Source organism: Dyadobacter sp. CY343, assembly GCF_021390335.1.
In the GTDB taxonomy this organism is placed as follows: domain Bacteria; phylum Bacteroidota; class Bacteroidia; order Cytophagales; family Spirosomataceae; genus Dyadobacter.
In genome coordinates this window covers 263,049-279,569 of record NZ_JAJUXK010000001.1, presented here as the reverse complement: position 1 = coordinate 279,569, position 16,521 = coordinate 263,049, and the positions used below count along the sequence as shown (strand labels likewise).

The following is a 16,521-nucleotide window of genomic DNA, read 5'->3' as shown; positions in this document are numbered from 1 at the left end:
TATTTTATTTTCTTTTGTAAAAATTCAAAGAAACACTGGTCGCATTGGACCTTTCACTAAGCGTATAAAAACCGCTTCCTGTAATATCAAAGCAAATAGCTTCGCCTTGTGGCTCCAATGCAACGGTCAGCTGCTTCGTCGCAGGCTTTGTGATCGTCTGCGCTATGGTTTGCCCTTCTTCTCTTCTCCAATAGTAGACTCCCAGGTAAGTCCGGACCATAATTTCCTTTCCATCCCTCGAAATCGTGGAGCCAGTCGCAATTGACACTGACGGCACATCACCGACTTTCTCGGCTGTCATCGTTTCGCCGGTCGACTGAGGAAACGGAAGTCGGTATACATCAGAGGTCAGCCCTTTTGATATCACAAAAATATCCTTTGTCACCGGATCAACGATCAGCGACTCGGCATCTCTTGGACCATCGGGATAGGTAAAGTTGATCTTCTCAACCATTGACTCATTGAAAGAAGCATTTTGATCAGCGATCTCGCGCACGCGGTAAATGGTACTTGTGGGAGCAGTCGGCGCATTGTTATTTCCAATTTCACCAATATAAAGGTAGCTGACACCATCAACAGGCCCGGGCCCGGATGCGATTTCCTCCCAATCCCTGTTAGCTGTACCTGGTACTGTAAATTCTTTAATCGATTTCCCGTCTTTACTGATCAGATAGATCGAGTTGGGCGCCTGCGCATCCTGGTTGCTCCACAGAAAGCCAGCCATCGTATTACTTTGCGCCAGCCCCGAAGCTTCGTCGATAATTCCCGGCGCGATCGGGAATTGTTCAGGTACTGTTTCAAACTCGTCTGAGCTTCCGAGTGGTGGTTCAGGTTCCGGGTGGCAGGCAGTGGTCAAACAAAATAATAATGACGCCGCAGCCATTCCGAGCTGACCTCCAATACTTTTATATACACTCATAAAAAACGTTTGCATGTTAGATTTGCTAAAAATACGTACTTTTGCGCCATTTATTATCAGGCGCTTTCTATATATCAGTATTAAAATAGTTATATGTTACGTACACATACCTGTGGGGAATTAAGCTTAGAACATGTTAATCAGGAGGTTGTATTGTGCGGCTGGGTTCAGCGGGTTCGCGATAAGGGAGGTATGATCTGGCTTGATCTTCGCGATCGCTATGGCATTACCCAACTGCTTTTTGAAGAGGGTAAAACGCCTGCAAATGTGCTTGAAATCGCCCGCTCACTGGGCCGCGAATTTGTGGTTTCTACCAAAGGAACGGTCATAGAGCGCCTTTCTAAGAACGATAAAATCGCTACCGGTAACATTGAAATACGGGTGACTGAGCTGAGCGTTCTGAATCCTGCGAAACTTCCCCCATTCCTGATCGAAGACGAAACCGACGGTGGTGACGATATCAGAATGAAATACAGATATCTTGACCTGAGAAGAAATATCGTTCGCAAAAATTTACAATTGAGACACCAGGTTGCCCGATACACCCGTACCTATCTGGACAACCTTGATTTTATAGAGGTAGAAACGCCGGTGCTTATTAAATCCACACCGGAAGGCGCCAGGGATTTTGTTGTGCCGAGCAGAATGAACCCGGGTGAATTTTATGCATTGCCGCAGTCCCCGCAAACTTTCAAGCAACTGTTAATGGTAGCCGGTTTTGATCGTTACTATCAGATAGTGAAGTGTTTCCGGGATGAAGACCTTCGTGCAGACCGCCAGCCTGAGTTTACGCAAATAGACTGTGAAATGTCTTTTGTGACGCAGGAAGATGTGCTCAATACATTCGAAGGAATGATCCGGAATCTTTTCCAGAATGTAAAAGGAATTGATTTGCCGGAGGTACCGCGTATGACTTATGCGGAAGCTATGCGCCAATATGGTTCCGACAAGCCTGATATTCGTTTTGAAATGAAATTTACTGAATTGAAAGGTGAAGATCAAGATCTTACGTCAGGAAAAGGCTTTGGTGTATTTGACGACGCAGGATTGGTCGTTGGTATTGCCGCTTCCGGTTGCGCTGAATATACGCGTAAACAAATCGACGAACTGACAGACTGGATGAAGCGCCCCCAGATCGGAGCAAAAGGATTGATTTACGTGCGTTACAATGCCGATGGTTCAATCAAATCCTCCGTTGACAAATTCTATACGGAAGAAGACATTAAGAAATGGATCATTGCGTTCAATGCTAAGCCCGGCGATTTAATATTGATAGTTTCGGGACAGGCTGACAAGGCGCGCAAGCAACTGAACGAACTTCGTCTGGAAATGGGTACGCGCCTTGGATTGAGAAATCCGGATGAATACAGAGTGCTATGGGTTCTGGATTTTCCTTTATTGGAATTTGGAGAAACGGAAAACAGGTGGTTTGCAATGCACCATCCGTTCACAAGCCCGAAGCCGGAGGATATTGGGTTACTCGACGGGAATCTGGGATCTGTGCGTGCGAATGCATACGATATGGTTATCAACGGCGTTGAAGTGGGCGGAGGTTCAGTTCGTATTTTTGAGAAAGAGCTCCAACAGAAAATGTTCGGGATTCTTGGGTTTTCACCTGAGGAAGCGCAGGATCAGTTTGGCTTTTTGATGAATGCATTTGAATTTGGTGCGCCGCCACACGCAGGTATCGCATTCGGCTTTGACAGGTTATGTTCAATTTTTGGAGGTGCCGAATCGATCCGCGATTTCATCGCTTTCCCGAAAAACAACTCAGGCCGCGACGTTATGATCGACTCGCCATCAGTAATAGCTGATAGTCAGTTAAAAGAGCTTTCAATTCGTGTTGAATCGTAGGATTCAGCAGCTGACTTGGGAAGAACTATATTATGATAAGATTTTGTAGTTTTACCGCAACTTAGGATATTCAAATCACGCCGGTACTTGTAAAAACGCAGGTACCGGACGAAATATAAAACACTGCATGCATTATCAATCCTCTCAAAAGAAATACTGGAAAAGTATTTCTTTATTTTTCCTGATCATTTCGAGCCTCTCCGTTTTTGCACAGAATACAGCACCACAAACTACGCAGCCAGCTGGCCAGCCGACAGTAGATCCTTCGCAGGTCACTAATACACAGGCTGTTGAATTTTACAATCAGGCCAAAGGCGCCGGCATGTCGGATATGGATATTGAGCGGGCAGCATTACAGCGAGGCTACTCTCTGGATGATATTTCGACGATCAGAAGACGATTGCAGCAAACATCCAAAAGTAACAATGCACAAAACGATCCAAACCGGGATCAGATTGATGAAACCCGTGAACAAGATGACCGGGACGAGCTGGATGACGAAACTAATAATGAAAGAGATTCCACAGCAGCAGGCCGGGCGCAGATGCGCAGGCTCAGCCGGACTTTCGGATCAGCGTTCTTTGGCAGGTCGGCAGCTACTTTTGAACCAAATCTTAGAATACCAACTCCTAAAAACTACATTCTTGGGCCTGACGACGAGCTGATCGTTGACATTTACGGCAACTCGGTTGATAACTTCCGCATGAAGATCAGTCCGGAAGGAACTGTGAAAATGTTGAACCTGGCGCCGGTTTATGTAAATGGAATGACCATAGAGCAGGCTAATGAGCGCATCGTTAACAGGCTCAGACAAGCATATTCAACATTAAACAGACCCGGATCAGGAACGTATTCCACTATTACACTTGGTAATGTCAGGAGTATCCGGGTGATGATTATCGGCGAAGCGGTTCAACCAGGTACTTATACGGTTTCCTCACTTGCCACTGCATTTAATGCACTTTACGTATCCGGTGGTCCCAACCGCAATGGATCTTACCGTAATATTGAGATTATCCGTGCCAATAAAGTTATACGCAAAATAGATCTTTACCGGTTTCTGATTGACGGAGATTTGCAGGACAATGTCGCGCTGCAGGATCAGGACATTATATTAATTCGTCCTTATGAAGTCAGGATCGAATTGGCAGGTCAGGTGAAGAAGAGCGGAATATTCGAAGCGAAGGCTGGGGAAACATTGAAAGATATGATCCGTTATTCTGGTGGCTATGCGCCTGAGGCTTACACTGATATGATCCAGTACCAACGCAATACGGGTAACAATTTCGTGATCGGTACGATTGACTCCACTCAGATTTCCTCTTTTACGCCCAAGAATGGTGACATTTATACTGTCAAGAGAATTCTGGACGTAATCGCCAACCAGGTTGAAATCCGCGGGGCTGTAACCAGGCCGGGCTTTTATCCTTTGGATGAGAAAACAAAGACGGTTAAAGAGCTGATCAATATCGCGCAGGGAATTGGCCAGCGGGCATTCTTAAACCGTGCACTATTAGAGCGAGCCAGCGGAGATACACAAACCGGGCTTGTTGCGATCGATCTTAGGAAATTAATTAATAACGAAATACCTGACATTCAACTTTTGCCAGGAGATGTCCTGACAATCAAGTCGGTAGAAGATCTGAAAGAATTTACTTATCTCTCTATCGACGGATCGATAATCAATCCGGGAGCCTATTACTATTATAAAGATATCACGATTGCCGACCTTATTTTCCAAGCCGGCGGCTACACAGAAGGTGGGGTTCCCTATCGCATTGAAGTATCGCGCCGGGTGAAAAATGACACGATCGGCCTTCCCGAATCACAGAATGTGCGGATCTTTACACTGAATGTGACTGACAACCTCGTCTTGAATGAGGAAGATCAAAAATTCAAGTTGCTTCCCTACGACATTGTATTGGTAAGAAAATCGCCTCGTTACGAAAGTCAGAAAATCGTTACGGTGGCAGGAGAGGTAACTTATCCAGGTACCTATACCATTCTCAATAACTTCGAACGCATTTCCGATTTGTTCCCGAAAGTTGGCGGTATGAAAAAGGAAGCATACATTGAAGGCGCCCGTTTTTACCGGAACAGAGAACTTGTGGCACTTGATTTGAAAGCAATTGTTGAAAAGCCAAATATTCCGGCGAACCTGCTTTTGGTAGATGGGGATACATTATACATTCCGAAAAAATCTGAAATGGTGCGTATCCAGGGAGGTGTGTATAATCCCTCCGTAGTTAACTTCGATAAAGGCTTTAATTTTAAAGAATACATTTCCCAGGCAGGTGGGTATACGGAGAGGGCACGAAAAAACAGAACATATGTGAGTTATCCGAACGGAAGAACGCATCGGACGACACGGTTTCTATTTTTCAGATCTTACCCAAAAGTCGAGCCTGGATCGGTGGTGACGATTCCGATGAAGGAACCGAAACCTGACCGTCAAATGAGTACAGGGGAAAGGCTCGCTATTATTTCTTTGCTGACAACCCTGGGAATTTCGATAATACGATTCCTCTAATACAATCAAATCACACTTAGCGTAGAATATGTCTCAACAATTCTCACCTACTAAGACTTACGAGCCCGCGTTCGAAATTCATTTGAGCGACATTATCGGTTTCTTTAAAAGGTATATTATTCTCCTGATTTTAACCGGGTTTATCGCTGTTATCTTGGGGTATTTCGCCAGTTTTTTAATTACCAAAAAATACACCGCGTCAACCATTCTTTTACCTGAATACAGCAGCGGCCGATCCTCTTTTTTCAGTCTTGCCGTAGGTGGCAGCTCAACAGAGGGTACCGGTAATCTTACGCCTGATCTGTACCCGAACGTCCTGCAGAGCACCAGCTTTGGTGAATATCTCGTAAAACAACCTATTACTACCGAGTCAGGACAAAAATTTGCAACTCTGAAAGACTACCTCAGGCGTGACACAACAGTTAGTTTCATGTCCAGAGTAAAGTCCTTTTTCTCATTTTCAAAACCAGCGCCAGCCAGTACCAAGGCAGTACCGAAAGTTACTTTCGAAGGCGGCGGCATCCTGAACTATTCCAGTCAGGAACAAGGATTGATATCAGGTGCCAAAAGCCTAGTAAGTGCTTCTATCGAGCAAAAGAACGGACTAATTTCGATTGAATCGGAATTGCCGGATCCGGTAGTGGCCGCAGTTTTGGTGGAAGCTTCGCGCATTTATTTGGTGGACTATGTTGAAGATTTCAGGACCGCCAAACTAAAACAGCAACTGGCTTTTTTGTCGTCCCGCGTCAACGAATCGAAAACCAGAGTCAGAAATGCTGAATACGCTTTGCAAAGTTACAGAGACAGAAACCGTAATGCTTTTCTGAATGTCGCGAGGATCGAGGAACAGCGATTGCAATCTGATTATACGCTCGCTCAGTCCATATATTCTGACCTGGTTGTGAAACTGGAACAGGCTAAAATTAAGGTAAAAGAGGAGCGGCCGGTTTTTAAAGTACTTGAACCTACGAAAGTCCCGCTCAATCCAAGCAGTCCGAACAGGGTTGCAATTGCCCTGCTCTTTGCCGTATTTGCTGTTTTCCTCATGCTTGCATATATCATGCTTGTAAGGGAAAAGCTTCATTTGAAGCTCCTTCGCTAGTATATCTCGTCTCCGGTTGGAGGCAAATAGTTTTAAACATCTTCGACAATTCAATTCTAATATGAAAGTAGTTTTGTTAGCTGGTGGGCTTGGTACGCGCCTCTCGGAAGAAACAGTTTTAAAGCCGAAACCGATGGTCGAGATTGGCGGGAGCCCGATTCTCTGGCACATCATGAAGATTTACGCTTCGCACGGCTTTAACGAATTCGTTATATGTCTGGGTTACAGGGGTTATGTGATCAAAGAATATTTCGCCAACTATTTTCTTCACCAGTCAGACGTCACGTTTGACATGAAGGAAAACAGGATGGAAATACATAACTCTCAGGCAGAACCGTGGAAAGTCACGCTGGTTGATACCGGCCATGACACGATGACCGGCGGAAGGGTAAAAAGAGTACAACAATATCTCAATAATGAGCCTTTCCTCCTGACTTACGGTGATGGCGTAGGAAATGTGAATATAGCTGAGTTGGTGAAATTTCATCAGGAAAACAAAAAGCTGCTAACCGTTACTGCGGTACAGCCGTCTGGTCGCTTCGGGGCTCTTAATATATCCGAAACGAATGATGATGTTCTTTCATTTATGGAGAAGCCGAAAGGCGACGGTTCCTGGATCAATGGAGGCTTCTTCGTGTGCGAGCCACAGGTATTGGACTATATTTCAGCTGACAGCACTGTTTTTGAAAAAGATCCCCTTGAAAATATAGCTGCTGATAATAAGATGGTGGCGTACAGACATAGCGGTTTCTGGAAACCCATGGACACGCTGCGGGACAAACAGGAGCTTGAAAATTTATGGAATTCCGGGAAAGCTCCCTGGAAAAACTGGTGATCCCGAATATGAATTACAAACACCTAAGTGAATACTATAAAGGCAAACGTGTTTTTTTGACCGGACATACCGGTTTCAAAGGAGCTTGGATGCTGCAATGGCTGAACATTCTGGGAGCGGAGGTTAAAGGGTATGCATTGGCTCCGCTAAATGCGACAGACCTTTACAATTGTATTGACGGTGATCAGCTTTGCAACTCGGTGATCGCCGATATTCGTGACAGAGACAGGCTGATCTCAGAAGTAAACAGCTTCCAGCCCGATTTTATATTTCACCTCGCCGCTCAGCCGCTCGTACGGCTTTCTTACCAGATACCTTCGGAAACTTTTGAGGTAAATGCAATTGGTACCGCCAACCTGCTTGATGCAGCGAGGGCGCTTCAAAATGCGTGTTGCGTGGTTTTGATTACAACTGACAAGGTTTATGAAAACAACGAGTGGCACTATCCTTACCGGGAAAACGACCGCCTCGGCGGCTACGACCCGTATAGCGCGAGTAAAGCTTGTGCCGAGATCGTAATCAGCTCTTACCGAAACTCATTTTTCAACCCGGCTCATTTTTCTGAACACAAAAAAGGAATAGCGAGTGCAAGAGCGGGAAATGTGATCGGAGGCGGAGACTGGTCAAAAGACCGCATTATACCCGACGTGATTCGGGCACTTCAAAAAGATGAAGCGATCCATGTCAGAAACCCCTTTTCGGTTAGGCCGTGGCAGCATGCACTTGAACCGGTCGCAGGATATTTACACCTGGGCACCAGACTTGCAGAAAATCCTGGCCTTTATAGTCAGAGCTATAATTTCGGTCCGTTCGCAGAGGATAATCTGACAGTTGAGGAGCTTGTTCAGCAAGCGATTCAATACTGGGGCGCGGGATCTTACGAAAGCAAGATGATGACCGGCCAGCCCCACGAAGCTGGTTTGCTCAAACTGGATATCAGCAAGGCGATTAATGAACTGGGCTGGAAGCCCAAATACAATGCAAAAAAAGCAATTGCGATCACGCTGGAATGGTACAAAGCATTCTCAATCTCACAAAGCGAAGCTGCAAAAGTAACAAGAGAGACAATCCTAGAATATGCCAGATAAGATTGCGATCATAGGCAGCGATTCATTTCTTGCCACCTACCTCGTCAAAGACCTGTCAGCAGATCATGAACTTGTCGGGTACAGCAGGCACAATCACAACCGGCTGCAAAATCATGTCAGTTTCGATTACCCCAAGCAGAAATTGGATCTTGATCAGCTTCTTGATTTCAATACGGTTATTTACTGTGCAGGAAGTGGTATACAGGCTGGGCAAGGCGAAGCGCACGTGTATGAACTGAATACCTATCTTCCATTGGAGATCGCTTTATTCCTGAATACTCACGCATTCAAAGGAACCTACATTACTTTTGGTTCTTATGCGGAAATAGGAAATAACGGCGTGCAAAAAGCTTATAACGAGCAGGATGTGCTAACCTCAACACTGCCGGTACCCAACAATTACTGTGTCTCGAAACGAATGCTATCCCGTTTCTTCAACAGTGCCAACCTGAACATCCGCTACCTTCATTTGATACTGCCGACTATATACGGAAAAGGTGAGAATCCGAATCGCTTGATTCCTTATCTGGTCAATGCGCTGATTAACAAGGAAGTACCTAAGCTGACCAGCGGCTATCAGACAAGGCAATATATTCATATGAAGGATGTGGCAGCGCTTTTGCGCTTGTTGATCACGTCGTTGGAGGCAAGTTCAGGGATCTACAATGTCCCCTGCTATGAAACAAGGCTGGTCAGGGATATCATCGAAACGATTTATAAGGAGCTTGACGCTGGTAATTCCATTACACCGGCCAGCCTTCAGAGGTACGACGAGACGATGAAATATCTTGAACTTGATTCAGAAAAGATTAGAAGCCAGTTTCCGGACTGGAAACCCGCCATTTCCATTGTGGACAGCATCGGCGAATATTTAGATAATTGAAACAGCGTTAGCCCCGGGCTACGCGACAAACAATATCCACACTACGTTATATTATGCTCAGCGTACTAATTCCAACATACAACCGCTCCGAATTCCTGATGAAGAATCTGGAAATGCTTGCGGAAATGGTCGGGCAGGGAGGATTTACTGACAAGGTTCGCCTGGTTGTCTCTGATAACTGTTCTCCCGACGATACCTTCGAAAAAGTAAGCGAATTTAAGGAACTGGGCAAAATCAATATCGATTTTTACAGACAAAGAGAGAATATTGGTTTGAAAGCCAATGTGCTTTTCGTGCTTGAAAAAGCGACGTCAGAATATGTGATGTTTTTGGGTGATGATGACTATATATCCCTCGAATATCTGTCCAGTTGTCTGAATATTATCGAAGCCGATCCCAAAACGGCTTATATTGTACCCAATTATGTCCCTGTAAGCATTGATAATGAGCTTGTTTCGGAATCAAGAGACCCGATAGGGCCGGTCAAAAAGTTCCTGCCGGGTAATGCTACCATGTTCAGATGTGCGTGGAAAGCACATCAAATGAGCGGACTGATCTTTAAAAGAGCAGGTTTGTTTGAAGCATATCATCAGGCTAAGGTTGACAACCTCTACCCTTACATCTTTTTCGCCGGCATTTCCTGCATGAAAGGCACGACTTACCTGGTTACAGAGTTCCCGGTTCGCGTGGTCCAGCCGGTCAAAAAGAAAGATTGGGGTTATGGAAAGGACGGGCTGATCAATGATTTCTTTGACAATTATAAAAAGCTGCCGATTTCTTCCGGGTTGCGTTTCAAACTCGAATCGTCGTTGATCAATATGCAGTTCTGGCGTCTGACCATGTACAAATCACTTGGCGCAACTGCTTACCGGAATGCGTTTTTCAATATTGCTTTTGCAAAAAACGCAAGTACCCTTTTCTCGCTGTTTTTCCCTTTCCTGATCCTGATCATCAAGATTAAACAAAAATTTGAAGCATAATGGGAGTTCAACAGGAGATTAAGAGAGGGACTCTTGCTGTATTCCTGGCCAAGTATAGTAACATACTTATCGGTCTGGGCATTAATTCCGTGCTTGCGCGGCTGCTTTCACCAAGTGAATATGGCACGCTCGGCATCGTTACTGTCTTTATCTCATTCTTTTACATTCTTAGTGATATTGGAATCGGAGTAGCGATTATTCAGAACCAGGATCTTACCAAAAAGGATATCTCAGATATTTTTAAGCTAAGTGTGTTACTAAGCGCAACACTTGCTATCTCGTTCTTTGGGCTTTCTTACGGAATAGCCTGGTATTTCGAAAGTGAAAAATACATTCCGATCGGGCAGCTTCTTTCCATCAGCGTGTTCTTTAGCTCGCTATCAGTTGTACCAAAAAACCTGCTGGCCAAGGAAAAGACATTCAAACTGTTGGGAACGATCGAGGTTTCAGTCGCTATCCTGACCGGTGTGTGCGTGATTATTCTCGCGAAAATGGGATGGAGCTATTATTCGATCGTATGGAGATCAATCCTTACGAGTATCATCGTATTTTTCCTTTATCTGCATTTCTCGCGTTTTAAGATTGAAAAAGGTTTTGGCCTGGACGGTTTCAGAAAGATTGCGCGGTATTCGTTTTTTCAGTTCGCTTTCAATTTTATCAATTATTTTTCAAGAAACCTGGATAATATCCTCATTGGGAAATATATGGGAAATCAGGTTCTTGGGATCTACAACCAGTCGTACCAGCTGATGATGTACCCGGTACAGAACCTTACCCACGTGATTACCCCGGTTCTTCATCCTGTTCTGGCACGGTTCAGGGATCAGCCCAAAGTGATTTTTGAAGAATATGTGAAGCTCGTTAACATATTGGCACTTTTAGGCGTGCCCGTGTCGATACTCATCTTCTTTGCGTCGGACGAAATCATCACCATTTTACTTGGCGCCAAGTGGCTCTCTGTGATCCCTGTACTCAGAATTTTTAGTGTGACGATCTGGATTCAGATCATTACTTCCAGCGCAGGCGCCATTTTCCAGGCTATCGGGAGAACGGATGTTCTGTTCAAACTAGGGTTGTTCAGTGCATTGACAATCATTTCCTGTATTCTGACCGGTGTAATCTACTTTGAATCGCTTAATGCAGTCGCATTTACACTGTCTTTCGCTTTTTTCATCAACTTTGTTGTGATATTTTACATACTGATCAACAAACTATTAAAAGAATCATTTATCAATTTTTTAAAGCCCCTATTTACACAATTACCTTTTGCAATTGTCCTGATCCTGTCACTTTTCGCCTATCAGGCTATATTTGGATCAGATGTATCACCCTTCGGGAAGGTGATCTCGCTTGGCTGCAAGGGGGCTATTACGGGTATTCTTTTCGGATTATTTCATTTAAAACAATTAAAAACAATTACAGACAAGCTTACCAAACGCAGCAGTATCTAGCAGATTGATTTACTCGACAGACCTTGAAAATATAGTATTAGTTGTTTCAGAATCGCAATTCATTCGTGCAGTTCTAATTATTTCTAACATTTAAAGGTTTTGTTATGTCGATCAATTCAATCTTTTTTAAGCCTTTTGGCTTGAAGTTATCCCGCCTGGAAGTGAAGGCCGAGGAGCAGTTCATTGATGATAGTGTGTTTATGGATCTTTATGAAAAGTCTAGGCCCTACACGATGACAACTATTGAGCGGATGTACTCCCTGTATCAGGCTGTCAGGTATATCGTTAAATACAATATCCCTGGCAATTTTGTGGAATGCGGCGTTTGGCGGGGTGGCAGCTCAATGATGATCGCACTGACACTGGCAAAACTGGGGCAAACAGATCGGCAGATCTATCTCTATGATACATTTGAAGGCATGTCCGACCCGACCGGCGACGATGTAACCTTCAAAGGTGATGCTGCGACAATACTGATGAAGGAAGCAGAAGCGAATAAAGAAACATCCGTTTGGTGCCTTGCAACTCTGGAAGATGTAAAGGCAAATATGGCGCTGACCGGTTATCCGGCGGAAAATCTGCATTATGTGAAAGGCAAGGTGGAAGATACCATTCCTGCACTGTTACCACAGCAGAATATAGCATTGTTGAGACTGGATACCGACTGGTACGAGTCAACCGCGCATGAACTGGAATTCCTTTACCCGATGCTTAATCACTCAGGCGTTTTGATAATTGATGATTACGGACATTGGGCAGGCTGCCGCCGGGCAGTGGATGAATATTTTGAAAATACCCGTATTCTGTTGAACAGGATAGATTATACTGGAAGAATCGCGATTAAAAGTTGAGATACAATATTTAATACGCTTAAAGAAATGGTCAAACTATAATCACTAAAATTAAATACAATGTACGTAAGAGAACCCGGCATCGACAGGCTTTATCCTTCCATTTTCGGAAGAATGGCGACCCGCTATTATTACCTGCGGCAGCTGAGACAAGCCATTGAAGATGTGATCGCAAAGTTTGTTGCGCCAAGTCCCGTGAAGCTGGTGCTGGCTGATTACGGATGCGGTAACAAACCCTATGAATCCCTGATCGCACCATTTGTTGATAAATATATTGGTATTGATCTGCCCGCAAACCAGATCGCAGACATTCATATTACCCCGGAAGGAACTATCGCATTGCCGGAAGGAAACCTGGACGTAGTTTTGTCAACCCAGGCACTGGAGCACGTGGTCAACCCGCTGTTTTATTTATCCGAAGCACGCAGGGTATTGAAAGATGACGGAATGCTGATATTAAGTACCCACGGATATTGGATGTTCCACCCGGACCCGACAGATTTCTGGCGCTGGACTTCGACAGGTCTGCAAAAGATCGTGACAGATTCAGGGTTCGAAGTGATCTATTTTAAAGGAATTATCGGCCGCGCAGCCATGGGTATTCAGTTATTCCAGGACGCATTTACGTTTCGCGTTCCCAAGCCGCTGAGACCGCTGCTTGCACTAATATTGCAGCCGCTTATCTACGTGTTTGATAAAACGACCCGGCAGCGTTTCAAGGACCGCGATGCCTGTACGTTCATATTGGTCGCCCGGAAAGTGCAGAAGAAGTAACTGGATTAGTTCAAGTGAATAGTCAAAAATTAAAACCGGATGCAAGATAATAACCGAAAACCGACCGTCATGTCATTCACGCATTACGGCCAGTTGTATGGTGCAAACAGGTCACTTTTGACTTTGATCATTACCCTGAAAGACCAGATTAACTGGTGGATTATCTGTAAGGAAAAAAGTGAATTCACGGACGAGCTGATCAAACACGGTATCAGATTTACCGTTATTCCCTTTACGAATGATGTATATAAAATCGAAAAGAAGTTTCAGCTTTTACATAGCATAAAACGGTTTTGTTACAACATTCCCTGGGCGATTTATCTTGCTTTTCTGGCTTTAAAAGGGAAGGTCAATGTAATCCATAGCAATTCATCAGTGATTTTTATTGGTGCAATGGTTTCATTGATTTCCGGAAAAAAGCACCTGTGGCACATTAGGGAATTCGTATTTGAAGACTACGGTCTTAAATATTTGCTTGGCAACAAATCCTTTCAATTCTGGGCGAACAAAGCACACAAGATCATCTGCATTTCAAATAGCATCAGAGAGCGAAGAGTAGTTCAGCAGAACATTAGAAGCGATACGATCATTCTCTATAATGGTATTGTACAGGAAGATCAGGTAAGCCCTCCGCGGAGCAAGCCTGCCGGCCGGATAGTAATCGGAATAGTGGGGATTATAGATCCTGCCAAGGAACAACTCACTGCGATCAAAGCTATTCATGAATTAAAGAAAGCCAACGTTCCTGCTGAACTTCACGTAATAGGGAATGTAAGTTCCGAAGTGTATTTCGAAAACTTGCAGCAATATGTGACAAATGAAAATATTTCCGATGTTGTGAAGTTTAAGGGTTTTACAAAGGATATTGCTGAAATCTACAAGCATCTTGACATATCTCTGATGTGCGCAAAAAATGAAGCTTTGGGACGCGTTACTATTGAAAGTATGATGTACGGTGTTCCGGTTGTAGCATTTGCGTCATCGGGAACAATAGAAATTGTACAGGCTGAAAAAACGGGATTACTATACTCTCGGGATGAGAAAGAATTGGCATCACAAATCAGAAGGCTGGCAGAGGATGAAACGCTTTACAACAGCCTGTCAATTGCAGGGATTGAACATGTGAGCAAATATTTTACTGTCAAAAGTTACACACAAACATTCCTGAAAGAAATTCTGGCCGCGTCAAATTAGAAGCCAGCCTGTATTGAATACTAAAAAACTGATATGTCAGAATCCGGTAAAACAGATCGTCCTATTGCAAAAGCAACCGCAGAAACTCCGGTAATTTCTGTGATTACGGTTGTTCGAAATGGTGAGAAGCATATTGAGGAAACCATACAAAGTATAATTGAACAAACTTACCCGCACGTAGAATATATTATCATCGATGGTAATTCGACGGACAGTACTGTATCGATCGTAAAAAGATATGCTGATCGGATACATTACTGGATCAGTGAAAAAGACAAGGGTATTTATGATGCAATGAATAAGGGAATAAAAGCATCAACAGGCGAGTGGCTGATATTCATCAATGCAGATGATTACCTGGCCGGGCCAAATGTAATTGCCGACGCAGTTCCCTTTCTGGTAAATACTAAGAGCAAAGTTGTGTACGGAAATGTGTCGCTTATTTATGAATCGGGTCCGGAAAAATTGAGAGGTTCGGAATGGAAGGATATCAGCTTTCATTTCAGAAATATCAGGATGAATATATCTCACCAAGGTATTTTCCATTCGCGGGCGTTGTTTAAAGACCGGCTTTACGATCCTACTTTCAAGATCACGGCGGATTATGATCTGCTTTTGAGTTATCTGAAAAATCACGATCCGTTGTATCTGCCGCAAACTGTTGCCAAAATGAGGGCTACCGGCGTAAGTGCCAGTTCTAGTGATTTTAAATTGCTCAATGAAATAAGACAAGCTCAAATAAATAATGGCATTTACCGATCGGTTCCTTCAATTGCCTGGTTTAAATCGGCAATTACACTTATCCTGAATGACCGGATCATTAAACTTATCGGAATCAAAAGAAAAGATAAATTGAAACGAATCAAAGCCAGGCTTTTCAAAAGTACCCAGTCTTCGACTCAACTTTTCTGATAATCCAAGAAATTAATCCCATTTTATTTTCATGTTTTACTTCATCATATTCAGTATTCTGGCTCTTTTTGCACTACTGGAAATGGTGGTTATGCCCGGAAAAACCCGGAAAGCCGCATACATTGCGCTCTCTGTGGGATTTATCATAATGGGTAGCTTACGCTGGCACACCGGAAATGACTGGAAACCGTATTTTAATTTCTTCACGACGTTTACCACTGACAACCCGTACTTTCTGATTGCAATGGAACCGGGTTTTACTCAGTTCGTTAAATTCCTTCGGTTCTTTTCCAATAACTTTACATTCTACTTAACTGTACTGTCTATTCTGACAATCGGCATCAAGGCTGCATTTTTTTATGAATATGCAGGAGCGGTCTTCTTGGCGGCAATTTTATATTGGGGCACCAATTTGAGTGATATAATAGCAGTGCGGCAATCACTCGCTATTAGTTTGTGCCTGCTGAGTACGCATTTTATTATCCTGAAAAAGCCCTGGTATTTTGTGATCATGGTTTTTATCGCGGCACAAATACATATCACGTCCTACATTTTCATTTTTTCCTATTTTGTCTACCACGCGAGATGGAGCGTGGGATACAAAGTATTCTTTCTCTTTTTAAGTCTGGCTATCGGTTCACTCAGCGTTTCTCAGAACCTGCTTCAAATTGTAGTCGATTATACACCCAGCGGAATCGGGCTGGACAGGCTTAATGATAAAGCGCAATCCTATATGGAATCGGGTAATGAGGTGAATTATGGAAATAATTTAAGCAAGACCCAGCGGTTGATAGCGGCAATATTCAAGCGCGCTATTCTGCTACCAATATTCTTTTATTTCCAGGAGAAACTCACCATTTATGAGGATAAATACAAAGGCTTTTTAAACCTCTACACATTTGGAAATATCCTGTTCTTTCTGGTAATTGATTTCCTTACGCTGCAAAGAATCGCCTCTTATTTTTACATATTTGAAATTCTCTTATTCTGCATTCTCTTTGTTAATGTCCGCAGTAAATCGATCTGGTTAATTATAATAATAGGTTATTCTTTATTTAAGCTCATTTCAATTATCGTAAATGCCCAGCACTTACTTGTACCCTATATCTGGATATTCTCTGATAATTTGGATCGATATGTTTATTAAT

14 protein-coding genes are annotated in these 16,521 nt (G+C 43.6%); 13 read left to right on the top strand and 1 reads right to left on the bottom strand.

Annotated features, from left to right (window positions below; all coding sequences use genetic code 11):
- Window positions 1-4: 4 nt before the first annotated feature.
- Window positions 5-919: a PE-PGRS family protein gene (locus LZG94_RS01065; RefSeq protein WP_233790056.1), complete on the bottom strand. Its 915-nt coding sequence runs from the start codon at window positions 917-919 to the stop codon at window positions 5-7.
- 93 nt (window positions 920-1,012) lie between these two features.
- Between LZG94_RS01065 and aspS the strand changes: the two genes are divergently transcribed.
- The 13 genes from aspS to LZG94_RS01000 all read left to right on the top strand — a co-directional run bounded on the left by aspS (window position 1,013) and on the right by LZG94_RS01000 (window position 16,520).
- The gene (gene aspS / locus LZG94_RS01060) at window positions 1,013-2,773 is read left to right on the top strand and encodes an aspartate--tRNA ligase (RefSeq protein ID WP_233790055.1); all 1,761 of its coding nucleotides are present in this window, start codon (window positions 1,013-1,015) and stop codon (window positions 2,771-2,773) included.
- A gap of 127 nt (window positions 2,774-2,900) precedes the next feature.
- Window positions 2,901-5,303, top strand: coding sequence for an SLBB domain-containing protein (locus LZG94_RS01055; RefSeq protein WP_233790053.1), 2,403 nt, complete (start codon window positions 2,901-2,903; stop codon window positions 5,301-5,303).
- Window positions 5,304-5,331: 28 nt separating this feature from the next.
- Window positions 5,332-6,405, top strand: a complete 1,074-nt coding sequence (locus tag LZG94_RS01050) for a Wzz/FepE/Etk N-terminal domain-containing protein (RefSeq protein ID WP_233790051.1) — start codon at window positions 5,332-5,334, stop codon at window positions 6,403-6,405.
- 61 nt (window positions 6,406-6,466) lie between these two features.
- Window positions 6,467-7,240 (top strand): glucose-1-phosphate cytidylyltransferase, encoded by a 774-nt coding sequence (gene rfbF, locus LZG94_RS01045; RefSeq protein ID WP_233790050.1) that lies wholly within the window; start codon window positions 6,467-6,469, stop codon window positions 7,238-7,240.
- Window positions 7,204-8,328, top strand: coding sequence for a CDP-glucose 4,6-dehydratase (gene rfbG / locus LZG94_RS01040; RefSeq protein ID WP_233790048.1), 1,125 nt, complete (start codon window positions 7,204-7,206; stop codon window positions 8,326-8,328). The genes rfbF and rfbG overlap by 37 nt, the downstream gene beginning before the upstream one ends.
- A complete protein-coding gene (locus LZG94_RS01035; protein ID WP_233790046.1) occupies window positions 8,318-9,211 on the top strand; it encodes an NAD(P)-dependent oxidoreductase in 894 nt (297 codons plus the stop codon). Before rfbG ends, LZG94_RS01035 begins: the two co-directional genes overlap by 11 nt.
- Window positions 9,212-9,264: 53 nt before the next feature.
- On the top strand, window positions 9,265-10,191 hold the full coding sequence (locus tag LZG94_RS01030) for a glycosyltransferase family 2 protein (protein ID WP_233790045.1): 927 nt from the start codon (window positions 9,265-9,267) through the stop codon (window positions 10,189-10,191).
- On the top strand, window positions 10,191-11,642 hold the full coding sequence (locus LZG94_RS01025; protein WP_233790044.1) for a lipopolysaccharide biosynthesis protein: 1,452 nt from the start codon (window positions 10,191-10,193) through the stop codon (window positions 11,640-11,642). Before LZG94_RS01030 ends, LZG94_RS01025 begins: the two co-directional genes overlap by 1 nt.
- Before the next feature lie 104 nt (window positions 11,643-11,746).
- A complete protein-coding gene (locus tag LZG94_RS01020; protein ID WP_233790043.1) occupies window positions 11,747-12,493 on the top strand; it encodes a TylF/MycF/NovP-related O-methyltransferase in 747 nt (248 codons plus the stop codon).
- 60 nt (window positions 12,494-12,553) lie between these two features.
- Complete coding sequence (locus LZG94_RS01015; RefSeq protein ID WP_233790042.1) at window positions 12,554-13,267, top strand: class I SAM-dependent methyltransferase; 714 nt, start codon at window positions 12,554-12,556, stop codon at window positions 13,265-13,267.
- 39 nt (window positions 13,268-13,306) lie between these two features.
- Window positions 13,307-14,461: a glycosyltransferase family 4 protein gene (locus LZG94_RS01010; RefSeq protein WP_233790041.1), complete on the top strand. Its 1,155-nt coding sequence runs from the start codon at window positions 13,307-13,309 to the stop codon at window positions 14,459-14,461.
- A gap of 33 nt (window positions 14,462-14,494) precedes the next feature.
- Complete coding sequence (locus LZG94_RS01005; RefSeq protein WP_233790040.1) at window positions 14,495-15,373, top strand: glycosyltransferase family 2 protein; 879 nt, start codon at window positions 14,495-14,497, stop codon at window positions 15,371-15,373.
- Window positions 15,374-15,404: 31 nt separating this feature from the next.
- Window positions 15,405-16,520 carry an EpsG family protein gene (locus tag LZG94_RS01000; protein ID WP_233790039.1) on the top strand — a complete coding sequence of 372 codons (1,116 nt, stop codon included), beginning with the start codon at window positions 15,405-15,407 and terminating at the stop codon, window positions 16,518-16,520.
- Window position 16,521: the final 1 nt, after the last annotated feature.